Source organism: Cognatundibacterium curvum (assembly GCF_014284235.1).
Classification (GTDB): Bacteria; Pseudomonadota; Gammaproteobacteria; order Burkholderiales; family Burkholderiaceae_D; genus Undibacterium; species Undibacterium curvum.
The window spans coordinates 1-24,083 of record NZ_JACOGD010000007.1; the positions used below are offsets into that span (position 1 = coordinate 1).

The 24,083-nt window shown below is 51.4% G+C and carries 21 protein-coding genes; 7 read left to right on the forward strand and 14 right to left on the reverse strand.

Annotated features, from left to right (window positions below; all coding sequences use genetic code 11):
• From H8K43_RS13470 to H8K43_RS13485, 4 genes are all read left to right on the forward strand, one after another.
• Positions 1-635, forward strand: a 635-nt coding sequence (locus H8K43_RS13470) for a DUF2345 domain-containing protein (RefSeq protein ID WP_186904342.1), incomplete at its 5' end; no start/stop codon positions are given.
• 44 nt (positions 636-679) lie between these two features.
• Positions 680-2,644 carry a phospholipase D-like domain-containing protein gene (locus H8K43_RS13475; RefSeq protein ID WP_186904343.1) on the forward strand — a complete coding sequence of 655 codons (1,965 nt, stop codon included), beginning with the start codon at positions 680-682 and terminating at the stop codon, positions 2,642-2,644.
• A gap of 119 nt (positions 2,645-2,763) precedes the next feature.
• Positions 2,764-4,416, forward strand: coding sequence for an SEL1-like repeat protein (locus H8K43_RS13480; RefSeq protein ID WP_186904344.1), 1,653 nt, complete (start codon positions 2,764-2,766; stop codon positions 4,414-4,416).
• 172 nt (positions 4,417-4,588) lie between these two features.
• Positions 4,589-5,542, forward strand: a complete 954-nt coding sequence (locus H8K43_RS13485; protein ID WP_186904345.1) for an SEL1-like repeat protein — start codon at positions 4,589-4,591, stop codon at positions 5,540-5,542.
• Here the strand turns inward: H8K43_RS13485 and ccoS are convergent, their stop codons facing one another.
• From ccoS to H8K43_RS13520, 7 genes are all read right to left on the reverse strand, one after another.
• Complete coding sequence (ccoS, locus tag H8K43_RS13490) at positions 5,543-5,686, reverse strand: cbb3-type cytochrome oxidase assembly protein CcoS (RefSeq protein WP_162020909.1); 144 nt, start codon at positions 5,684-5,686, stop codon at positions 5,543-5,545. It lies immediately after the preceding gene.
• A 7-nt stretch (positions 5,687-5,693) separates the two neighbouring features.
• A complete protein-coding gene (locus H8K43_RS13495; RefSeq protein ID WP_186904346.1) occupies positions 5,694-7,946 on the reverse strand; it encodes a heavy metal translocating P-type ATPase in 2,253 nt (750 codons plus the stop codon).
• Positions 7,947-7,954: 8 nt separating this feature from the next.
• Positions 7,955-8,224: a heavy metal translocating P-type ATPase metal-binding domain-containing protein gene (locus H8K43_RS19275; protein WP_186904347.1), complete on the reverse strand. Its 270-nt coding sequence runs from the start codon at positions 8,222-8,224 to the stop codon at positions 7,955-7,957.
• Positions 8,225-8,664: 440 nt separating this feature from the next.
• Positions 8,665-9,651, reverse strand: coding sequence for a S49 family peptidase (locus tag H8K43_RS13505; protein WP_186904348.1), 987 nt, complete (start codon positions 9,649-9,651; stop codon positions 8,665-8,667).
• Positions 9,652-9,666: 15 nt separating this feature from the next.
• Entirely contained in the window at positions 9,667-10,038 is a 372-nt protein-coding gene (locus tag H8K43_RS13510) for a Rieske (2Fe-2S) protein (RefSeq protein WP_186904349.1), read from the reverse strand.
• Positions 10,039-10,068: 30 nt separating this feature from the next.
• Positions 10,069-10,728, reverse strand: a complete 660-nt coding sequence (locus H8K43_RS13515; protein WP_186904350.1) for an HAD-IIIA family hydrolase — start codon at positions 10,726-10,728, stop codon at positions 10,069-10,071.
• Between the two features lie 96 nt (positions 10,729-10,824).
• Positions 10,825-11,838 (reverse strand): RluA family pseudouridine synthase, encoded by a 1,014-nt coding sequence (locus H8K43_RS13520; RefSeq protein ID WP_186904351.1) that lies wholly within the window; start codon positions 11,836-11,838, stop codon positions 10,825-10,827.
• A gap of 629 nt (positions 11,839-12,467) precedes the next feature.
• Here H8K43_RS13520 and H8K43_RS13525 point away from each other — a divergent pair.
• Positions 12,468-15,407: an Rne/Rng family ribonuclease gene (locus H8K43_RS13525; protein ID WP_186904352.1), complete on the forward strand. Its 2,940-nt coding sequence runs from the start codon at positions 12,468-12,470 to the stop codon at positions 15,405-15,407.
• Positions 15,408-15,518: 111 nt separating this feature from the next.
• On the opposite strand, the gene H8K43_RS13530 is transcribed toward H8K43_RS13525, so the two are convergent.
• On the reverse strand, positions 15,519-16,844 hold the full coding sequence (locus H8K43_RS13530) for a DUF3422 family protein (RefSeq protein ID WP_186904548.1): 1,326 nt from the start codon (positions 16,842-16,844) through the stop codon (positions 15,519-15,521).
• Between the two features lie 53 nt (positions 16,845-16,897).
• Positions 16,898-17,446: a transcription elongation factor GreB gene (gene greB / locus H8K43_RS13535; protein ID WP_186904549.1), complete on the reverse strand. Its 549-nt coding sequence runs from the start codon at positions 17,444-17,446 to the stop codon at positions 16,898-16,900.
• A 207-nt stretch (positions 17,447-17,653) separates the two neighbouring features.
• Here greB and H8K43_RS13540 point away from each other — a divergent pair, with 207 nt between their 5' ends.
• Positions 17,654-18,301 (forward strand): response regulator, encoded by a 648-nt coding sequence (locus tag H8K43_RS13540; RefSeq protein ID WP_186904353.1) that lies wholly within the window; start codon positions 17,654-17,656, stop codon positions 18,299-18,301.
• Between the two features lie 118 nt (positions 18,302-18,419).
• A complete protein-coding gene (locus tag H8K43_RS13545; RefSeq protein WP_186904354.1) occupies positions 18,420-20,090 on the forward strand; it encodes a GGDEF domain-containing protein in 1,671 nt (556 codons plus the stop codon).
• Between the two features lie 156 nt (positions 20,091-20,246).
• Here the strand turns inward: H8K43_RS13545 and H8K43_RS13550 are convergent, their stop codons facing one another.
• The 5 genes from H8K43_RS13550 to H8K43_RS13570 are packed head-to-tail and all read right to left on the reverse strand — an operon-like array spanning position 20,247 to position 24,075.
• Positions 20,247-20,900: an LbetaH domain-containing protein gene (locus H8K43_RS13550; RefSeq protein WP_230403952.1), complete on the reverse strand. Its 654-nt coding sequence runs from the start codon at positions 20,898-20,900 to the stop codon at positions 20,247-20,249.
• A complete protein-coding gene (locus H8K43_RS13555; RefSeq protein ID WP_186904355.1) occupies positions 20,897-21,736 on the reverse strand; it encodes an NAD-dependent epimerase/dehydratase family protein in 840 nt (279 codons plus the stop codon). Before H8K43_RS13555 ends, H8K43_RS13550 begins: the two co-directional genes overlap by 4 nt.
• 44 nt (positions 21,737-21,780) lie before the next feature.
• Positions 21,781-22,278: an acyltransferase gene (locus tag H8K43_RS13560; RefSeq protein ID WP_186904356.1), complete on the reverse strand. Its 498-nt coding sequence runs from the start codon at positions 22,276-22,278 to the stop codon at positions 21,781-21,783.
• Positions 22,279-22,288: 10 nt separating this feature from the next.
• Positions 22,289-23,515 (reverse strand): class I SAM-dependent methyltransferase, encoded by a 1,227-nt coding sequence (locus H8K43_RS13565; RefSeq protein ID WP_186904357.1) that lies wholly within the window; start codon positions 23,513-23,515, stop codon positions 22,289-22,291.
• The gene (locus H8K43_RS13570; RefSeq protein WP_186904358.1) at positions 23,512-24,075 is read right to left on the reverse strand and encodes a dTDP-4-dehydrorhamnose 3,5-epimerase family protein; all 564 of its coding nucleotides are present in this window, start codon (positions 24,073-24,075) and stop codon (positions 23,512-23,514) included. Before H8K43_RS13570 ends, H8K43_RS13565 begins: the two co-directional genes overlap by 4 nt.
• Between the last annotated feature and the right edge of the window lie 8 nt (positions 24,076-24,083).

The following is a 24,083-nucleotide window of genomic DNA, read 5'->3' on the forward strand; positions in this document are numbered from 1 at the left end:
AACAACACATCAGCCTCAGCAGCGGCCACAGCCTGCTCGCGAGTGCACGCAAGGCGATACGCTTGTTTGCCTACAAAGCCGGGATGAAACTGATTGCAGCAAATGGGGATGTGGATATCAAGGCGCTACAACAAAACCTGCACCTGCTCGCCAAGCTAGACATCCACTACGACGCCGACCACATCCACATTACCGGCGCCAAACAAGTCTTGATCAACGGCGGCGGCAGTTACACCAAATTCGATACCAATATTGAGGACGGCACTACGGCCAGCAGGACGGTGCATGCAGCCAAACATCAGCGACTGGGACCGAATAATCAACCCATTCCAATTTCATCAAAACCAATATTGGAAATGAACCAGATGATATTTCAGGTTCACCACGCCGAGCAAAACTCAGCAGCTATCCCTGAGCCTTATCAGTTATACCGGGATGGCAAACTGATCGACAAAGGTGCAACCGATGCCTGGGGATGTTTGGTCGTCAAAAACCATATCGCCACGTCTCAATACGAAGTCGTTTTCGCCAACGGAGATCGTTTTGTTTTACCTGTACACCAGGAATCGCAAAACGCGCACCGGGTGGCAAATCAGGGGAAACGTGTCGCTATTGATTCCCCCTCCAAATCCTGACAACGCAAAAAAATTCTCCATTTACTTTCGGAATTCGAGCCACCATGAAACCTGATCTCGCGAAAATACTGATTCCATCCCGGCATCCTGTGGGCGAAGACAATTGCAGGGCTACGATTACACGTCAATGGTTACTGGAGCAACGTCATTTGTCGGGCGATCACGCTATTGTGCAGAACAGCCACCTGGATTTTTTCATTTGTGCTTCAGAAGCGTTCCCCGAGATTGAGGCTGACATCAGCCGCGCCACCAAAAGTGTTGATCTGATTTGCTTTGGCTTCGATCCAGCCATGGAAATCAGCCTCAGGCACGGCGCTACCTGGCCACGCGGCAAACGCTATGGAGACCTGTTACTGGAGGTAGCAAATCGCGGTGTCGTTGTGCGTTTGCTAGTCTGGTATGCGGGAGACGGTCATTTAATCGAAGCTGCTGGAAGAATGGCAAATAATCTGCCCGGCCACCCTGCCTGGTCGTCAGTGCAAGACAAAAAAAGTCCGGACTATGCAATCAGGCGTTATCGCGAAGACTGGTGGGACAATGCGATGCAAGCGTTGCCGCGTTCTTCATCCAATCCCTTCACCCGGTGTAGCAATCTGCATGTGCGCCACCGCGCCTTGCCCCTGATCGACACCATGCTCACGGTTGGCCCCAGCGACCTGACCAACATACAGAAGATGTCCCTGGTACGTGTCGGCACACATCACCAAAAACCAATATTGATCGACTACGAAGTACCCGAAGCCGCTGTCGGCTATGTGATGGGTTTGAATTCACTCACAGACTACTGGGATACGCCGCGTCATCGCTACGACGAACCACTGCGCGGTAAAGCATGGGAAGGTAGTGCCGATAAAAAGAATCCCATGCTAGGCCTGAAGCCTTACCGCGACTATGCCATCCGCGTTGAAGGGCCGGCCTTAGTCGATCTGAACCGTAATTTCACAGCCGCCTGGGATAGCGCAGAAAAAAACTGGAACCCACACCACCAGGACTTCGGTGCACCTGGCTCCCTGGTGGCGCATCGTATGTCCGTCAACAAAGAGCGCCTGGTGGCGCGCGCTGCACCGAATTGCAAACAAGTTCAGATCCTGCGCACCGATGCAATCAGTGGAGATCAAACCATACAGGAATTGTATTGGCTGGTCACGAATCAGGCACGTCAGTATCTCTACATAGAAAATCAGTACTTCCAGAACGACGAATGGGCTGCACTGTTGAAAGAGCGCAGACAAATCACACTGCGCGGGCTGAAAAATAACTGTGGCATGGCAAAAGAAGATATCCCACCTTTGCACGTATTTATCGTAATTCCTGAACCCGAACAAGATGGCATGATACCCGCCACCTATGACACGATAGCCGCACTCGGTCAGGGTCAGCAAATGGCCAAGTATGACGCGGGCGTCAAACAATTTCGTGAACTTACACCCGGGCCCGACGATAGGATGTTCGAACTTGCAAAAAAATACCTGCGCAGCATAGGAAAGCTAGACTCCCCTTTATTGAATGATATGAAGGATTCAGCAAAAAAACCTGTCGTCACGAAGGCAGATATGGACAAGCTGGGCATCAAAGTATTGATCGCAAAACTATACACCCAGGACCAGCGTACAGCAGCCACTCGTGAAATTTACATCCATAGCAAACTACTCATCGCTGACGATGTGTTCTTTACGCTGGGCAGCGCCAATCTGAATGTGCGCAGTATGTGCTGCGATGGTGAAATCAATATCGCAGGCACCGACCCTGCATGGATCAAGACCATGCGCAAGCGGGTCTGGTCCAATATTGCTGGTGAGCTGGATGGGGGTGATGGGAGTTTATATGCAATCCAACAAACACATAAAAATTGGATTAAAACGATGGACAAAAACGCCTCCGTCGTTACCGACAAAACAGGACGACTCGATGCTCACATCGTGACTTTTTCGGACGACAGAGGTGTCACCCTGTCTCCACGCATCAGTCAACGCGACGAAACACTCATTCCGGATACGGTGCAAGCATGACACTCCATTTTACACATCCTGCTTGGCAGACCACACGCCAGCTAAGCAAAGCTATCCTGGTTTCTTTCTTCTTACTCTTGAGTGCACACGCTATGGACATGTCACTGCCCCGCAATCATATGCCCGAATTATTTCATCCCCATCGCACCCAGTTTGCCTGTCTGCATGAAGCCGAGTTTGTCCCAGCAATAGATCCGCAAGCAGAACGCTGGTACCAGGAAGCCGAAGGCATGCGCGATCCGAAATTTTGGAACGATGAAATCGACTGGTCACGCGTTATCACCTTGTATCGCCAGGCGGCAGAGCGCAAACACTGGAAGGCTATGATCGATCTGGCGACCCTGTATCAGGATGGTATCTGGGATGGGGACAAGCCATTAGTCGAACGTCAGCCTCAGGCAGCTATGGCATTGACTGAAGAGGCAATGCGCTTAGGCATACCGCTGGCGTGGGCAGTGATGGGGAATTATTACCGCAGTGGCTTTCTGGTTCCCGTCAATCCCACCGCAGCCTGGGCTTTTTGGCAAAGAGCAGCCGACATGGGTAGCCCTTATGCACAAACACGGATTGGTAAATCCTTGCAAACTACCGTTGACCAACCAGAGAAACTATACTGGGCGAATAGAAAAATCGGTCTGCAAATGCTGGAATGCGCGTTCGCTCAGGGTGATGGCAATGCCGCCTACGAATTAGGGCTGCAATACGAAGCCATATTGAAAGATAATGCTAAAGCGCTGCACTACTATCACGAGGGCGTCAAAATGGGTAGTGCTGCTTGCGCCAATTCCTTATTCGTAGGTTTCAGTTCAGTGGGCAAGAATGCCATCATTCCTGGTGCTGGCATCGATAATGATCGTGCACAACGTTACAATCTGATTGGTGATGCCTTGGCATTCAACCCCGCCATCCGCTTACCAAATCTCGATAAAGTGCTGCCTCTGCCACCAGCTAAACTCCCGGTCTGGAACGGCGACAAGCATCAATTAATCAATGCCGCCAAAGCCGTCGTCACCCCACCGCCTAAACTGCCGCCACATCCTGGCAGCAGCCGCAACAATACCCGCTATTACGTGCCACCTGGTATGACCCTGCCAGCTGAGCCGATCGAGGTCTTGGCCTACTGGCCTTATAAAGCGCCGCGCAGTGGCTACTGGTTATTGCAGCTACCGCCTGATCCCGCCTTAGCGGACAAGCCATGGCAAATGCGCACCGTCCACGAGCTGAGTCAACATCTGGCACCACGTCATTATCTCGAACGTGAAGTGCTCGGCATGCCCAATGAATGGACCGACTGGGACAGCGACATGCAGCAAGCGATCATGGCGATGTTTTGGTGGGAGTTAAGCCCGAATCAACGTATCAACAGCCGCTGGTCATATTTGGGTAAGGCGATACCTTTGCAGCAGCCCGCATTGAGTCCGCTGGTCGCACGCCAGCTTGCGCTCTGTATCGCGCCACCGGAGCAACAACTGATGTGTGATGGGAATCAGACTTGTCCGCAAACCGGTATCTGGCAAAGCAGTCTGGCAGCCAGTCATCCATGCAGCAAACGCTGGGCGGCAATGAGTGTGACCGCGCAGCAGGCCTATGTGCAGGCCGGGCAGCGTTTTCCGGTGCCACCGCAAACCGGAACAGGAACTGGCGCAGAAACCGTCATTCCAGCGGGAGAGCTGCGTTGGCAATGGCTGGGAAGCGCTACCGCAAACCAGATGCATGTGGATGGCAGAATGCACATCAGTTTGCCGCCACAGTGGCAGGATGGACAGGGCTAAAAAGAAAAAAGAGTGAACAAAAGGGGAGGACTTAGTGATGTATATACACATGAATCACCGGCTTCCACATTTTGCTTGGCGGACCGCACGCCAGCTATGCAAAGCCATCCAGGTTTCTTTCTTTTTACTCTTGAGTGCACACGCTATGGACATGTCCCTGCCCCGCAATCATATGCCCGAATTATTTCATCCCCATCGCACCCAGTTTGCCTGTCTGCATGAAGCCGAGCTTGTCCCAGCAATAGATCCGCAAGCAGAACGCTGGTACCAGGAAGCCGAAGGCATGCGCGATCCGAAATTTTGGAACGATGAAATCGATTGGTCACGCGTCATCACCTTGTATCGCCAGGCGGCAGAGCGCAAACACTGGAAGGCTATGATCGATCTGGCGACCCTGTATCAGGACGGTATCTGGGATGGGGACAAGCCATTAGTCGAACGTCAGCCACAGGCAGCTATGGCATTGACTGAAGAGGCAATGCGCTTAGGCATACCGCTGGCGTGGGCAGTGATGGGGAATTATTACCGCAGTGGCTTTCTGGTTCCCGTCAATCCCACCGCAGCCTGGGCTTTTTGGCAAAAAGCAGCCGACATGGGTAGCCCCTATTCGCAAACTCTGATCGGAAAATCCTTACTTACCTCAAAAGATCAGCCGGACAAATTACTCTGGGCAAATGAAAAAATCGGTCTGCAAATGCTGGAATGCGCGTTCGCTCAGGGTGATGGCAATGCTGCCTATGAATTAGGACTTCAATACGAAGTCATATTTAAGAATAAAGCTAAAGCGCTGCGCTACTATCACGAGGGCGTCAAAATGGGTAGTGCTGCTTGCACCAATTCTTTATTCACAGGTTTCCATTCTTCAGGCAGGAATGCCATCATTCCTGGTGCTGGCATCGATAATGATCGTGCACAACGTTACAATCTGATTGGTGATGCCTTGGCATTCAACCCCGCCATCCGCTTACCAAATCTCGATAAAGTACTACCTCTGCCGCCAGCTAAACTCTCGGTCTGGAACGGTGACAAGCATCAATTGGTCAATGCCGCCAAAGCCGTCGTCACCCCACCGCCCAAACTGCCGCCACATCCTGGCAGCAATCAAAAAACTTCAACGCTGAATTGATCAGCCATCCACATCATCCACAATACGCTGACCTTCACGATCCAGCTCGTCAAACTGGCGGTGATTGATGGCCCACCAGAATACACCGCCAATTGCGAACACAAGAACGATACTCAAGGGAACCAGCAGATACAGGATATCCATACACAAATCACTCATCAGTAAGTGGGAACGCGGGTCTGGGCAGCAAATACAGTCGCAATGCATTCAATACAACCAGCAAAGAACTCAGGGACATGCCAAGTGCTGCGTGCCAGGGCTCCAGCCAGCCGACCACTGCGGCAGGAATAGCGATCAGATTATAAACGATCGCCCACATCAGATTTTCGCGGATCAGACGGAAAGCCTTCTCAGACACACTCAATCCGAACATCAAATCATTGAGGCGGTTCGACATCAATAACAAGTCGCTGCGGGTTTGCGAGATCGCAGCGCCCTGCCCCATCGCAATCGATACATCCGCAATCGAGAGTACAGGACCATCATTCATGCCATCACCTACCATGACGACCCGGGCGCCATTTGTCTGTAAGGCTTTGACCACATTGTGCTTATCCAGCGGGCTCATACGCGCACGTGCATCCTTAATGCCACAAAGTGCCGCCAGGTTCTGCACGGCGTCTTCCGCATCTCCAGATAGCAGCATTACCTGCTTCCCACTTTTTTGCAAAGACTGTATCAACTGAGGCGCATCATCACGCATCACATCATCCAGCAGCAGAATCAGATGTACCTGTTCCTGATCGGCCAGTACGGTGACACTTTTTCCTGTCAGCTCAGGTGGCAAAACAAATGGAGCCGGCAAAGCTTGAGTCGCATAAACTGGCTGCCCCAGGCGAAAAATCACGCCATTCAGTTCCGCCTCAATACCAGCGCCAGCCACTTCGCGTACATTCTGTAACTGCAAGTGAACGCCCTGCCCCTGCCAGCCACTCAGATAATTGGCAATCGCCTTAGAAACCGGATGGGCAGATTCCGATGCCAGGCGAAATGCTAACTGGCGGGCCAGCACAGATGAGGTCAAATCCCTGCACTCTGCGACTTGCATGCGGCCTGCGGTCAGGGTACCGGTCTTGTCAAAAACAAAGTGGGTGGCTTCCGCCAGGCCCTGAATCGCCTTGCCCGACTTAAGCAGCAAGCCATGCTGTGCCATTAAGCCTATAGCAGCCGCCATCACGCCGGGTGTCGCCAGCGACAAGGCACAAGGACAAGTCACAACGATGACGCTGATGGCGATCCACAGTGCACGCGATGGATCTATGCTGGCCCAGGCGATGCCGGCAAGCAGCGCGACCAGCATGATGATCAATAAAAAACGGCTGGCATGCTTATCCGCCAGCAGCACGATGGCAGGCTTTTCAGCCGCAGCACGCTCCATCATCCCTATCAGACTGGCCAAGCGTGTTTGCTGTCCGACCTGAGTCGCCCGAACGACCAGCTTTCCACTCATATTGACGGCACCGGCAATCACCGTGTCTCCCACTGCCTTAGGAATCGCCAGTGATTCTCCTGTCATCAATGATTCGTCGCACTCACTGCAACCTTCAACGACGATGCCATCCGCAGGTATTTGTGCGCCGGGTACAACCAACACGACTTCACCCTCAAGCAACTGTGAGGCATCCTTTTCCAGCACATCTTTTTTCTGAGGAAAACCTGGCAAGACCCGGGCAATCAGGGGCTGCAGCTGGGTCAGTATCTTGAGTGCTGCGCCGGTACGTTTCTGTACTTTCTGCTCTATCCAACGTGCGCCCAGCAATAAAAAAACAAACATGATGGCCGAGTCAAAGTACACCGCCCCACCCTGATAAGTCGCCCATACACTGGCAAAAAATGTCAGCAAAATACCGAGTGACACTGGCACATCCATGCCGATATGACGGTTTTTGATGTCACGCCAGGCAGACTGAAAAAAAGGCAGCGCTGAAAACCCGACCACAGGAATTGCCAACACCATGCTGGCGATTTTGAGTAATTTATCCAGATCCGGCGTCAGATCACCATCTGCCGTAGGCACTGGCACCAGATAGGCGGGGAATGCATACATCATGACCTGCATCATGGCGAAACCAGCCACAAAAATACGCCAAATCGCTAGCTTGTTTTGCTGACGCTCAAATTCATCGGGTGACTGATTCGCTGGCAGCGCGCCGTATCCGAGCTGCACGATGGCCTGAATAATCTGCGACAGTCCGGTCTGCGCAGCATCCCATTGCACTTCAGCCCTGTGGGTGGCTGGATTAATTACAAAAGCATGGATGCCGGGAATTTGTCTGACACGGAATTCGATCAATTGTATGCAGGCAGCGCAATGCATACCGGACAAGGCCAGCTTATCCTGCAGGAAGTGTTCTGGAGCGGCGTCTGTGGCCTTGGTAGTGCTGGTTCCGGAAGGAATAGACATGCGGATTTTCAGGATGGATTCAATTCTTCTCTGGCACGCAAGTAAGCCGCTGTCATCTGATTTTTTTCGACTGCCTGCAGAATAGCAAGACAACCATGACAGCAGACAGCCTGGCGCGCATTGTCAAACTGGGTGTATAAAGTCTGGCTTGGCCTGGAACACTCGCCACAATGAAAGCAGACAACACTCTTCTTTTCAGCTGAGGGCAGCTGTAGGCGTGAAAGAAAATTTGAGAGTGCGCTGATCATCGTTAACAGGAAACCATGCAATCCAGTCATCTTACCTGAAGTCAGACAAAACCACTTGATTTGGAACAATTGCTGTCAGCAAAAATCGGGGGAATCGGGAAGAGAAAGCAAAAAGACGGGAGCATTGCGCTTCCGCCTTTTTGGGTGTTGCCAGACTATTTTGTGAGGATTCTTAGAAACCTCGAAGCCGCCAGAGTACACGGCACATCACTGCACAAATTGTATACAACAACTTAATACTTACGAGTAACAACAAATACAACTTAATACAACATTTACTACTACCACGTACATAACCGGATCAGTACCGGAGCCCAAGAAGCATACTGAGATAATCTGCTTTGAATATCGACCTCCCGTTTGAGCCAGCTACGAGAACACTATAATCCAGAGCTTGAATGCCTCAAAGAAAATTAAATCTATGCAGTGATACTCCGGGATTTAAAAAATCAACTAAACAGTTTCCGGTTTCAGTGCAATGATGGACGTTTGGCTGACAATAAAGTTGAAATTGCCCCATTTCCCAGCGAAGCACCAAATTTTTTCAGCATACGCTCAGGCAGGCCTTCTTTCTGCGTATAGTCGATCACATTTTCAGCTTTAATCACATCCCTCGCGACCGAATCAACCGTACCCAACTCATCCGCCAGGCCCATTTCAACCGCTTTACTGCCAACCCAGAACAGACCTGAAAAAGTCTCAGGCGTCTCCTTCAAGCGTGTGCCACGACCTTTACGTACCACATCAATAAACTGGGCATGAATTTCGTTCAACATTGCCTGAGAATACGCTTTTTGCTTGCTGGTCTGCGGCGAATAAGGATCCATCATGCCCTTATTTTCACCGGCGGTCATCAGACGACGTTCTACGCCCAGCTTATCCATCAAACCAGTAAAGCCAAAGCCATCCATCAACACACCAATCGAACCTACTACACTGGCTTTATTGACATAAATCTTATCGGCGCCAGCAGCGATGTAGTAACCACCAGAAGCACAAATTTCCTCAACAACCACATAGACTGGCTTCTCCGGATACTCTGCACGCAGACGCTGAATTTCATCATTGATCATGCCCGCCTGCACCGGGCTGCCGCCCGGACTATTCATACGCAGTATCACACCGACCGAAGCATTATCAGAAAAGGCACGATTCAAGGCTGGAATCACATCATGCGCACTGGCGCCGCCTTCGGACTCAATTTCACCGGAAACATCAATCAATGCTGTATGCGGCCCCAGCTTTTCTGCCGCATCATCGGTGTAATCGGAAAAGCGGTAAATGGCAAACATGACCAAAGTCAGCGTAGCCAGTTTAAAAAATATACTCCAGCGGCGTCTGAGTCGCTGCTCCTGCAAGCTTTCAAATGCCAGACGCTCCAACACCGAGCGCTCCCATTGCACATCCCTTTCTGTAGCGGGAGTCGCGTTATTTTGTGGACCAAACTCCTGACTCATAGTCTCCCTCCTCAGTTATGCCAACACTGGACGCACATAATCATCTGGCGTCCAAATGACTTTACCATCGACCTCAGTCACTGCCAGCTTACGCAGGCGACTACCACGGCAAGGACCGCCCGAACAATGTCCTGTTTGCGGTTCGTAAATAGCGCCATGGGTCGCGCACATAATGTACAAACCACTGGATTCCAAAAACTCGCCCGGATTCCAATCCAGCTCAACCGGCACATGCGCACAGCGATTCAGGTAAGCATGCACCCCACCCGCATAGCGGATCACAAAACCTGTTGCCTCATCGCTACCCGCCATCACGGAAAAGCGCACGCCTTTTCCGCCCTCTTCCAGTGCGTCAGACTGACAAATAAAAACTGTTTCCATAGTCATTCAATCGAATAATGGGTGGAATGGTAAAACTTAGGCATTTTCCTGCAGCCATTGATGCAGTTCCAAAATCGATTTAGCAGAGAAAATCGGATTCAGACTGAGCAATGAGCCGGCATCGTGCGCCCCAAACTCCACTGCAATAGCAGCAGCGCCTGCGTTGCTTGCCATCTGCAAATCATGGGTGGTATCGCCTATCATGACGGTACGTTGCATTTCCTGCCCCAGCTCTCTTGTTAATTCTTGCAACATCGCCGGATGCGGCTTGGAAAACGTTTCATCAGAACAACGGGTTGCATCGAAAACGGCAGTCAGATCAGCCGTGTGAAGCGCACGACTGAGGCCAACCCGGCTTTTACCCGTTGCGACTGCCAGAAAGTAGCCTTGCTGCGACAAGTCAGTCAACATCTCGCGCACACCAGGGAATAAGGGTAGCTCATGATCCTTGGCCAGATAATGGTAGCGATAACGCTCCACCATACGTGGATAGTATTTAGGATCAACGCCAGGAACCGCGACTTGCATTGCATCTGCCAGCGACAGACCGATGACGTAAGCAGCCGCATTCTGATCCGGAACCGGCAAGCCTAAATCCTTGGCTGCTGCCTGTATGCATTTCACGATGGTCGCCGTGCTGTCCATCAGCGTACCATCCCAATCAAAAACGATAAGATCAAATTGTTTTTTTGCCATTTTTACTCTGCACGGTATCGCGTTCGGCGATACCGCTGTTTTATTCATCATTAAGCGATCATACCATTACTAAACAATTAATTTTTCTGACAAAAACTATGCGCTCTGCAAGCTTTGCAAAAAATTTAAGCATTCTGCTGGTAAAGGCGCCTTGGCCGTCGTTGGCTTGCCTGTCTCTGGGTGGGCGAAGGTAATTTGATGCGCATGGAGGAACATACGTTTCAGGGCACCACGTTCGGCATTGGCTTTTTGCAAGGCTTTATTGAGCGGAAAGTCACCATACTTATCATCTCCAGCAATTGGAAAACCGCTGGTGGACAAATGCACGCGAATCTGATGGGTACGGCCAGTTTTCAGCTCCGCCTCGAGCAAGGCAAAATCTTTAAATTTACGCTGCAGAGTAAACACTGTGTGTGAAGCCATACCGTCGGCCTGCACCCTGACCCTGCGCTCACCTTCTGGAGTCGAGTATTTATGCAAAGCCAGCTTAATATGCTGTCTGGCATTTTTCCAATCACCGTACACCAGCGTGAAATAGCGCTTATCGGTCACGCCATCGCGCATTTGTTCATGCAAATTGGTTAATGCCGAACGTTTCTTTGCAATCAACAAGATGCCTGAGGTTTCGCGGTCCAGCCTATGCACCAGCTCCAGAAACTTGGCATCGGGACGGGACGCACGCAATTGTTCAATCACGCCATAGCTGACACCTGAGCCACCATGCACCGCCACACCCGCCGGCTTATCAATAATCAGCAAGTAATTATCTTCAAACACAATCGGAAATTCGAGTTTGGGCACGACCTGCGCCACAGTTTCTGCCACCCGTATCGGCGGAATCCTGACCACATCACCTTCCACCAGGCGGTATAACTGGTCGATACGCCCTTTGTTGACGCGCACTTCGCCAGAGCGCAGCACACGGTAAATATGGCTCTTGGGCACTCCTTTGCAAATACGCAATAAGAAATTATCGATGCGCTGACCGGCCTCTTCTTCCGAAATTGTGATCAGTCTGACCTGGGGCATCGCGCTTGAAGGATCGTTCTGGGAAACTTTTTGCACCTGTTTTTGATGCAAATCCCGATTAATTGTCGCTAAGTCCTTCATTTTGAATATATAATCATTTTCGCCTCAGCAATTACGCTGTTGGCAGTGTAAGAGAAATAAACGACTATTTTACACAGGGGCAAGCCCATCAGCCTCGCCAGTTTGCAAATATGATGGGAAAGATGTGTATGCAGGCGTGTTTTCAGGTCAGGGTAACAACCAAATGTTGTTATCGGGCTCAGTAAAACAGGTCTGGCTCAGAGAATTTGAAAAAACAGGATAAGTTGCGCAAGAGACGATGACTTAATTGCTGGTCAGCGTGCTTACGCATAGTAGTTGCAGGAAGTTAGCGATTCCGTCAGACACAACACAATAAGATGGTCTGACATCAAAGTTGCTCATCGCCTGGCGTGGTCGATTGTTAATGCACAAATTTGACAATACAGGACAACGCGGGGGACGTGTGCACTCGGTCATTTCCAGCGATTTACCGCGCCAGGCGCGAAGCAGAATGATATTGAATTAATAATTGCGTATCGTAGTTCAGTACGCTGTGCATTCTGCTGCGCCAAAGGCATTCCCCATCCCTTCAGATTCTCCGTCCTCGCATACATCCCGTATCAGTACAGTTGTGAGCCTCACGACTTGAGGCAGCAACAAAAGATGACCAACAGGTCACGGAGTAAAACATGAAACGTATGCTGTTCAACGCAACGCAGCAAGAAGAATTGCGCGTTGCCATCGTTAATGGGCAAAAACTCATTGATATCGACATTGAGACTGCTGGTCGCGAACTACGTAAGTCCAATATCTACAAGGGTGTCATCACCCGCATCGAACCCTCCCTCGAAGCATGCTTCGTCAACTATGGCGAAGAACGTCACGGTTTCCTCCCTTTTAAAGAAGTCGCCCGCTCTTATTTCAAAGAAGGGATAGACGTCCGTAATGCCACCATCAAGGAAGCATTGCGCGAAGGCCAGGAAATCATGGTTCAGGTGGAAAAAGAAGAGCGCGGCAACAAAGGCGCGGCACTGACTTCTTTCATCTCTCTGGCCGGACGCTATCTGGTGCTGATGCCTAACAATCCACGCGGTGGTGGCGTATCCCGTCGAGTAGAAGGCGAAGACCGTCAGGAACTGCGTGAAACCATGGACAAACTGGACCTGCCAACCGGCATGTCAGTGATTGCCCGTACCGCAGGCATAGGCCGTAATGTCGATGAATTGCAATGGGATCTGAACTACCTGATGCAATTGTGGCGCGCAATTGAAGGCGCTGGCAAATCGGCTCCCGGCGCATTTCTGATTTACCAGGAATCCTCACTGGTGATCCGCGCTATCCGCGATTACTTCCAGCCAGACATCGGTGAAATCCTGATCGATACCGATGATATCTATGAGCAGGCTCAGCAGTTCATGAGCCATGTGATGCCAGACATGGTACACCGCGTCAAACGCTACAGTGATGACGTGCCGCTGTTCTCGCGCTTCCAGATCGAACATCAGATCGAAACCGCCTACAGCCGCACAGTACCGCTGCCATCCGGTGGTGCGATTGTGATAGATCACACTGAAGCACTGGTGTCTGTGGACGTTAACTCGGCCCGTTCCACCCGTGGTGGTGACATTGAAACAACGGCGTTTAACACCAATCTGGAAGCCGCAGAAGAAGTCGCGCGTCAGTTGCGCCTGCGCGATCTGGGCGGTCTGATCGTGATCGACTTCATCGACATGGAAAACGCGAAAAACCAGCGTGAAGTCGAGCAGCGCCTCAAAGATGCACTGCGCTATGACCGCGCACGGGTACAGATGGGTAAAATTTCCCGTTTCGGCCTGATGGAATTGTCGCGCCAGCGCCTGCGCCCTTCCCTGTCTGAAGGCAGCCATGTGACCTGCCCACGTTGTAACGGCACAGGCCACATCCGCGATACTGAATCGTCCGCTCTGCAAGTCCTGCGCATCATCCAGGAAGAGGCGATGAAAGAAAATTCCGCCGCGATCCATGTCCAGGTTCCGGTCGACGTAGCGGCCTTCCTGCTGAATGAAAAACGTGGCGAAATCCTGAAAATCGAAACCCGTCACCGCGTCACCGTGATCCTGATCCCGAACAAGCATCTGGAAACGCCGCACTACAAACTGGATCGCCTCAAGCATGACGACCCACGCCTGGAAGATCATCATGCCAGCTATGCCATGGCTGAACAGGCAGACACCGATATCGGCTACAACAAGCGTCAGAAAGAAGACGTCAAGCCGCGCCAGGAAGCCGTCGTCAAGAGCATTACGCCTGAACAGGCCCCTATCGTCGAGCGCAAGGAAGTGGCACCGGCACCGGTGGCCGCACCTGTCAGCACACCGACACCTGGCTTCTTCAGCAAAATCTTTGGTTTCCTGTTTGGTAAATCCGAGCCAGCTGCAGTCGTTACACCGGAAGTGACTGAGGAGAAATCCGCAGAACGTGAGCGTCAACGCAGTGGCCGCAACAACCAGCGCAACCGCAATCGCCGCAATCGCGAAGAGCGTGAAGAACGTCCGGCCAGCGCGCGCGCCGAAAAGGCAGAAGCACCGAAAACGGCTGCACCAGCTGAAAGCCGTCCACCTAAAGCTGCCAAACCTCCGCGTGAAGAACGTGAGCCACGTGAACAGCGTGAGCCTCAGGAAGGTCGCCGCGAACGTCAGCAGCGTCTGCGTGAAGAGCGTAAAGAAGCCTTGCTGACTGAGGCCAAGCAGGAAGAGCCAGTATTGCAGAAACATGCAGACCCGGTTCCGCTGGAACTGATCCCGGCCAATACTCCGGTCAGCAACCCGGAAAGTGCGGAAGGCGAGCAAAGCGAAGAACGCCGTCGCCGTCGCCGTCGCGGCGGTCGCAACCGTAACCGTCGTGAGCGCGAAGCAGGCGACCTGAACGAGCAAAACGAAGGAAGCGAAGGCAATGAAGGCGCAAGCTTTGTGCCAGTCGCTGACGTCGCCATCGAACAGCAAGCTGCAGCCCAGGCAAAGACTGAAGCTGCCACAGAAGCAACTCCAGTGGCAACTGCTGCTGTAACTGCAGCAGAAGCAGCAGTCAACGCGCCAGTTACTCCAGTGACATTTGCTCCAGCAGCGCAAGTGCATGAAGCAGCGGCAACTGTCGTTACTGAGATTGCACCGGTAGTTGCAACGACTGAAGTAACAGAAGCAGCAATTGTTCCTGCAGAGACAGCAGTTGCAGTGACTCCGCCTGAAGCTGTCATAACAGCGCCAGCCGCCGAAGTAGCATTGGCAGCAGCACCAGCGGCAGCAATAGCAGCAGTTGAAGCGCTTACGTCAGTTGCCGTAACACAGGCAACCCCGGCAGCGCCAACAACTCCAGTTGCGCCAGTTGAGCCTGCGCCAGTGGTACAGCCTGAAATCAAGGCAGCGACTGCAGCTCCAGTTAAACAGGTGGAATCTATGCCAGTGGCTGATCTGCAAGCGATGTTGAGCGCAGCTGGCCTGGTACTGGCCAGCACCGATCCTGAAAAGCATCGCGCAGCCCAACAGGCAGCGGCCAACATTGTTGCTGCACCACGCGTTCCACGTGAGCGTAAGCCTTTGCCTGCGGCTTCGAATGAACCGCTGATCCTGGTTGAAACACGCAAACCAGGCTGATAAGGGGTAAGCTGCCTGTTTCAGGCAGCATCAGTTAAAAGGCCGGCACATTTCGATGTGACCGGCCTTTTCTTTTATTAGCCCCCCTGCCCCAGACCAGCGAAACCACTTTCAATGCAACTGCCTGTGCATACGACGCAAACCAAGCCAGACTGCGACTGCGATCACCGGCACCAGCCAGGCGGAGAGCAGATCGGGATTCAAGGCCCATCCGTATGCCTTCAAGCCCTTACCCACATAAGAAAACAAACCGACCAGATAATACGAAATCGCTGCGACAGACAAACCTTCAACCGCTTGTTGCAGACGCAATTGCTGGGCTGCGCGAGCATTCATACTCTGTAAGATCTTCCTGTTTTGCTGCTCCTGCAAAATACCGACCCTGGTACGCAGTAAGTCATTGGTATGGGCAATTCTTGCCGCCAATGCCTGCTGTCGCCTGACTACGGACTCGCAGGTCTGCATGGCCGGTACCAGGCGGCGCTCCATAAACTCCGCTATCGTCGGCAAGCCTTCGATACGCTGTTCGCGCAACTCATCGATACGCGCATTCACCAATTGAAAGTACGCTTTTGAAGCCGAAAAACGGTAACTGTTTTGCAGAGACAGCTTCTCGACCCGGGCCGCCAGATCGATGATTTGCGTGAGCATTTGTTGTTCAGCATCGGTATCAGCACCTAGCTGCTGCACATCCGAACTGAGCGTCATACCATTCATCAAACTGACCAGTTCACCTTCAATCACACTCAGCACGGGCAATGCAGCCTGCGCCTGAGGCAAGCCAAGCAAAGCCATCATGCGGTAGGTCTCAATTTCCAGCAAACGCTGGACTGTGCGCCCCGACTGCTGCCCCAAAAACCCCTGATCCCTGACAATAAACCGGCTATAACCATCGGCATGAATCAGGAAGTCAGTCCAGATCTGACCCCGGTCCAACACTTCACTACCCACCAGTACTTTGCCCTGAAACAAACTATCCAATCTGGTACTTGACCAGGTCTCCATACCCTCTTTCATCAACTCTATGTGAGCGGCCACCATCACTCTGCCTGCCAAGCCTTCAATCCAGGTCTGAGGCACATGGTGCAACGGCGTCTCAGCAAACAACTCCTGAGATGTGAACGAAAACCCCGCAGGGGGCGTCTGAGCATTATCGACAAAGGTGTAGGTAGCGAATTCAGTATGGCATTCCCACTTCAGGCGGAAACGGCCGAAATCGTGGAAAAAATATTTGGCCTCAGCGGCGGGGTTCGCTACGCCAAAGTAAGCACATAAATCCGCCAGTATCTGTTGCTGCAATAACTGAGCATTACTGGCTTGCGGAAATTCCTGCCCTGCGAACACAGCCAGATGACTGATGCGCTCCGGCGAACTCAGATACAACGAAGGGCGGGAATGAATTTCCGCAGCTAATGGAATACGCAGACTATGATTCATAGACATGGCAGGACCTCATTTGAGCTTAGCAATCATCTGAACTGATGCAATAACTATGCCGGGTAGTTCACGTCCAAAATGGTCAACTCCTCAACCCGGGCTGGCGTCTTCAGCATGACTGTGTCACCAGTACGTGACTTGGTCAGTGCGCGTGCAACCGGCGATATCCAGCTAATGCGGCCATTGAGCGGATCGAATTCATCGATACCGACTATGGTCACGGTGATTTCCACCCCATCCTGATTTTCATACACAACCGTCGCACCAAAAAAAACCTGATCACTGCCATGATGCACACGCGGATCCACGACCTCTGCCACATCCAGCCGCTTACTCAGGAAGCGTATGCGACGGTCTATTTCACGCAGACGTCGTTTTCCATAAATGTAATCGCCATTCTCTGAGCGATCGCCATTCGACGCAGCCCACGAGACTATCTTCACGACTTCAGGGCGATCCACGTCGATCAGCCGCAAAAACTCATCTTTCATACGCTGATGCCCTTGTGGCGTCATATAGTTTTTTGAACCGGCAGGAATAGCGGGCGCACCAAAATCATCATCCTCGTCCTGCTCAGTTTCTTTCACAAATGCTTTACTCATCATTACCATGTATCGAACTAGATCAAATTTATTGTCGTCTTCTTACCGCAGCTTCTGCATCCCTTATAAAATACTAAGTGAATATCAAATGACTGCAAGTAGCGCAGTCAGCGCGGCAACAATCCGCCAGACCCCAGGAATTATTGTATCCCTCACGATTTTATGTGAAACCGTGCCAGGGATACCGACTTAGAAACGGAAATATGCATGACTGAACACGCAGCTATTAAATTGTTGATCGTTGACGACCATCCGGTAGTCCGCGAAGGGATCAAAAGCATAGTCGCTGCCACCAACGATATTGCAGTTGCCGGTGAATCAGCCTCAGGGCTGGATGCTATCCGCCTGTCACGACAACTTGATTACAAGGTCATGTTACTCGATATCGCACTGTCTGATAAAAACGGTATCGAAGTACTCAAGCAAATTAAGTCTGAAAAGCCCGATGTGCAGGTATTGATGTTTTCCATCCACAAAGAAGAGCAGTATGCCATCCGCTCGCTCAAGGCCGGAGCAGCTGGCTATCTTAACAAGCAATGCGCCACCACGGAGCTGCTGCAAGCCATACGTCAGGTCGCGAACGGACTGAAATACATTACGCCTCAACTGGCCCAGGAACTGGCCAATAACCTGAATCAGGAACACGAAGACGCGCTGCATAAAACCTTGTCAGACCGGGAATTTCAGACGCTAACCATGATCGCTTCCGGAAAATCGGTCAGTGATATTGCCAAAGACTTATCTTTGTCTGTAAAAACCATCAGTGAATATCGTTCAAGGATTTTGTTGAAGATGAAATTGCGGCACAATGCGGAGTTAACTCACTACGCGATTAAAAATCAACTGGTTGAGTAATACTGCCAGACCCTGCGCGTTCATGCCGCCTGCCCTGATTGGCCTGTGCCAATCAGGCTTTGCCAATTGATAAGCCGGCTCGCAGGCAACCTGGTCATCCGCGTGTAGATGGGGCAATATGTCAACAAAAAATAATAATCCGCAATTCAAAACGCCAACTGATATCGCACGTGAGACATTTCGCCAGCTTGCGATACAGAGGATTGCGCCAACCCCGGATGCCTATAGTCAGTTGTACCATGAAATTGCCGGTACAGAAGCACCTGCTGCTCAGCCCAAACCTGCTTCACCTGCAGAAATCAGCGCCGCCACACCAGATGCTGGCATTGAACATGCCAAAAAGTTGCTCAGCAGCTTTGCCGATTATTTGCAAAATTCTCAAAGTGACTACACGATTTACGGTCAACGTCTGAGCCGTGCGGTCAGCAATGACAACTGGGAAGCTTACGAGCGCGAGTTACGTGCTGTCACCGAGCGCATGACCACCAAACCTGCACCGCAAATCAGCCTGGTTGACGATCCCTTACCCGCGCCAGCAACAGTTGCAAGCAACATTCCACTGGTGGATGAAGTTACCGTTGCGGATAATCGCCCTAAACTGCTGAAAGACTTGCTATACCGCACCCTGACGCTGGCCTTGAGTTCACTGCTCAAACCCAATCCACCGCTGGCCAATGAATCCGATGCGCTGGGACTGGCGGTGCGCGATGCAGAAACTGAAAACGAACTGAATCAGATTGGGGCAAGACTCAAACATCTGTGTTTCCAGATCGAACTGCAAAGTGGTGATACAGCAGAACAACAGGAATTATTGCTGCGTCTATTCGACCTGCTGTTGACTAACATTCATGACTTGCTGGATAACGATAACTGGTTGCGTGGACAGATAGAAGTGGTACAGAATCTGATTGCAGGTCCGATAGATCATCGCGCCTTACAGGAAGCAACCCGCAGCCTGAAAGATGTCATCTACAAACAAGGCAGTCTGAAGAACAGCATCGCCGAGTCGAAATCCTCAGTCAAGAACATGATGGCTGCATTTATCGACCGTTTATCAGCGATGGCAGAAAGTACTGGCGCCTATCAGAACAAGATGGATCTGTATGCAAGTCAGATCAGCAATGCCAGGTCTTCAAATGAAGTGACCGGCGTGATCGGCCAGATTTTACTGGAAACTAAAGCAGTCCAGAGCGAAACCCTGCGCTCGCGCGACATCATCGTCGCGGCACAAAAAGAAGTCGAAGAGGCAGAGGCAAAAATCAAGGATTTGGAAAGCAAACTCGCACATATGAGTGAACTGGTGCGTGAAGATCAGCTCACCGGCAGCCTGAACCGTCGCGGCATGGATGATATTTTTGAGCGCGAAGCCGATCGTGCTGACCGTCGCAACGCACCACTCTGCGTTGCCCTGCTCGATCTGGATAATTTCAAAAAGCTGAATGACACACATGGCCATGCTGCTGGCGATGAGGCATTGGTACATCTGGTACGTATCGTAAAACAAACCCTGCGTTCGATTGATGTCATCGCGCGTTATGGTGGCGAAGAGTTCGTCATCATCATGCCAGAAACAGAAATTGAAGAAGCAGCTCAGGCGATGACGCGTGTACAACGCGAACTGACCAAACACTTCTTTACTTCCAACGATCAAAGACTGTTCATTACGTTCTCTGCGGGTGTGGCATTGCGTGGCTTACGTGAACCTCAGGAACAGGTCATTAAACGCGCAGACAAAGCCATGTATGAAGCAAAACAGACTGGCAAAAACCGGGTGGTGAAAGCAAGCTGAAGCAGCACTTCGGGCAAGCTTGCTGTTTTTGTGGTTTGCCCGAAAACTTATCGCTTAACACGGCGTGCCTGGCAGATGTCAGTTACAAACAAAGTTAGCAATGCAAAATGAAATTTCCGCAGCCCCCATTTTCTTGCAGTATCACATTGAGAGATACTACAGCCTGAAAATATCAGCCAGAATATTCTTTTCATTAGCACGCACCTCCAGCTTGCCTTTTTCTCCCGTAAATACCAGACAATCACCCGGCGTTTCCTGATTAATGATGCTGGTTCCCTGGCTGATCACGCTGTTTTTTCTGACCAGACTACGTCCTATCACCGCCGTATTCGGATACAGGATCACTCCCTCTTGCAGCACTGGGGCGACACCGTGGTTTTTCCCTACTGTTGAATTTTGATACAAGACCAGATAATTCGCGTAGCTTGCCTTCGCCAGCACAATACCAACGGAATGACCGATAAAGAAAATTTCCGGCAATTCGATCTCATAAAAACAGTCGATGCCATTGAGCGACTTATTCAAATAAAACAGCTTGGTGCACAGCTGTTTATCCTGCCGGTTACGCCATATGGTATTCGACAAAAAATATAAAAAAATCGTGTACTGACTGGAATGCAGGTAGTCGAATTCGCCTGGTCTCCACATCCTGACTGCATTGATACACACCTCCAGACGCGCCAGCGCCTGATCCAGATCTTTGTCTATTCTGACCGACAAGTCCTGCTGACCATCTGGAAAAAAATGTTCCAGCTGTCGCACCAGATATTTCATTAAACCGCTGCGCTCCATACCCGGCAGACTGATCATATTTTTCCTTTCAACATAGACGGTAACTGTTCGCATACACTGCTTGCAGTCCACCCGAATTCATCAAGCATCTTTGCTACTGAAATCTGCCCGGGCGGCACATATGCCTCACTATTGGCAATCGTGGCTGCTATCGTAACGCCTGTGATCTCCGTAATAGCATCAAACAATGCAGCATTACTGGTATTGGTACCGCTGGCGACGTTATAAATCCCACCCGTTTCCGACCCGGCCAAATGCAGCAATGCGGATACCACATCATCGATCACCACATAATCACGTACAAACTGGCGCGAAGACTCGATACGCAGCGGCTCACTAACTGGCTGCTGCACGACTTTCTGCAGCAGAGTTGCGAGAAAACCCTCTGCATCCAGATCCTGGCTAACCACGCAGGATAAACGCGCAACGCTGGCCTTGTTTTTTCCAAGTTGTAAACACAGGGACTCGCCCAATGCTTTGGACAAATCAAACAAGTGACGTGGATGATGCGGGTTCAGTTGCAAAGCATCGGATTCTGCTAACAAACCTGCTGCAGACTGGTCATACAAGCGGGTCGAGGACAGATACACCAGCTTACGGAATACACCCGCATGCAGTATCTGATTGAGGCAACTGACATGGGCATCCACACAATCAAACCCGCGCTGCGCGAAATCGGCTGTCACACCGGCACAATAAAACACTGTACCCAAATCGAGACGCAACAAACCAGGATCATTTTTCTCCGGTATCCAGCAATCCCAGCCATCTGCCACCAATCGGCGATGCAGATGCTGACCGATGAAGCCATGCCCGCCGACCAGAGTCGCAACCCGCTTTGATGTATTGCCCATGTGTTCGCATCCTTTCTGCCAGTTCTGTCAGGCCTCAGTCCTGATTACGCCTGCACACCACGCTCACCCAATTGCCGCAATGGGTTCCCGCCCTGTATCGTGTAGGCTGGCACCTCGCCACGCACGACCGAACCGGCGGCAATCACGCAGCCCCGGCGCAGCACTGCACCATCAAGCAAGACACAATTCGCGCCTATCCACACGTCATCCTCAATCACAATGCCACCTTTGCTGGGCAAAAAGCCCTGCTGATTAATTCGGACATCGCGCGCCATATAAGCATGATTCACAGGCGCGAAAGTGCAATTCGCAGCGATCGCCACATCGGCGCCAATACGGATGCCATTGCCGGTATACAGCACACAACCGGAATTGATCACACTGCGCTCACCGATCAACAGATCGCCACTGCCGCCCGCCGGTTTAATTTTGACAAAACTATCGATCACGGCGCGGGCAGCAAGTACGATACGGCTTCCTCTGACGGAATCTTCAATATCCGCCAGACGGGAAACCACAGCATCGGGATGAATTTCTATCATAGGCAGCCTCTTACACTATCTTCCATTCAGGAATCGCAAACACCAGGCGACCGCCCCAGTTGCGTATCATGTGTAAATCCGCACTGATTTCCTGCTCCAGATTCCAGGGCAATACCAACACAAAATCCGGCTGGTCTTGGATCAGATGATCCACATGGACGATAGGAATCCGGCTGCCCGGCATGCATTTCCCTTGCTTATGCGGATTGATATCCACTACATAGGACAGTAAATCGGCCCGTACACCAGCAAAATTGAGCAAGGTATTGCCTTTAGCCGCTGCACCATAGGCAGCAACTTTCAGACCTTGCTCACGACTGGCAAGCAAAAATTTAAGTAAGGCATATTTAGTTTGCTGAGCACGCTGTTGCGCATTGCGGTAGAAAGTCAGGCTATCGACGCCAGCTTCCCGCTCTTTCAGTAACAAAGCATCTACCCGCCCACTGCGCTCACGTTGGCCGGTATCTGAACGCTGCGCCAGCACACGCAAACTACCACCGTGGGTAGTCAGCTGCTCCACGTCAAAAACACTTAAGCCCTGACTATTGAAAATACGCTCTACCGCCAATAAGGAGAGATAAGAAAAATGCTCGTGGTAAGCCGTGTCAAACTGATTCAGGTTCACCATATTCAGCAAATGAGGAAACTCAAAACTGGCTACCCCATGAGGCTTGAGCAAGGTCGCAAATCCAGCCACAAAATCATTCATATCCGGCACATGCGCCAGCACATTATTTGCCACCGTCAGATCCGCTGATTTCCCTTCTGCAGCCAACTGCTTTGCCAGTGTCAGTCCAAAAAACTCTTCACGTATCGCCAGCCCTTTGTCACGCGCAGCAGCAGCCGTACTGGCGGTCGGCTCTATACCCAGACAAGGAATCCCCGCCTGCTGTACATACTGCAGCAGATAGCCATCATTAGCTGCCACCTCAACCACATGACTGTCTGCATTCAGTCCCAGACGCTGCTGCATATCCTGCACAAAACGCTTTGCATGCGCCAGCCAGCTCGACGAGCAAGAGCTGAAATACGCGTAATCGGCATCAAACAGATTTTCACGGCCAGTGAAGTCCAGGGTTTGTACCAGCCAGCACTGTTCACACACCATGAGCTTGAGAGGCAACCAGGTCTCGGCCTGCTGCAACTGCTGCGCAGACAAATAGGCATTCGAAGGAGGTGCACTACCGAGATCGAGAAAAGTATGCGTTAAAGCCTGGCCACAGTGTCGGCAATTCATCGCCCTACTCCCTGAAAATGTTGGTCTAAAAATGGAAATTGCTGATCGCGTTCTGATTGTCGGCCAATTGGCAATGGCCAATGGATTTGCAAACGGGGATCTTGCACATGGATGCCGAATTCGCTATCCGGCGCATAAGCCTGGCTATGACAGTACAGCATTTCTACGTCATCGCTGAGTGTCTGAAAGCCATGCGCGAAGCCCTCTGGTATCAGATATGAACAGGCTTTTTCAGCAATCAGATGCACCGCATGCCAATGCAGGAAGGTGGATGAACCTAGACGCAAATCCACCGCCACATCCCAGACTTCACCACGCAGACAGGTAATCAGCTTCGCCTCAGCATGCGGTGCTAATTGCATATGCAATCCACGCACACTGCCTTTCTCTTTGGTATAGGTATGATTGATCTGCTGTACAGGCTCACGCCAGCCAAACAAGGCAAGTTCTTCAGCGCAGAACAGGCGTTGAAAATAACCGCGCTCATCCCCCAGTGGCAGGCGCTGTATCAGATGTAAATCTCTGAGCGGGGTCTCTATCAATTCAAATCTCTGAGCCATGTCCTGTC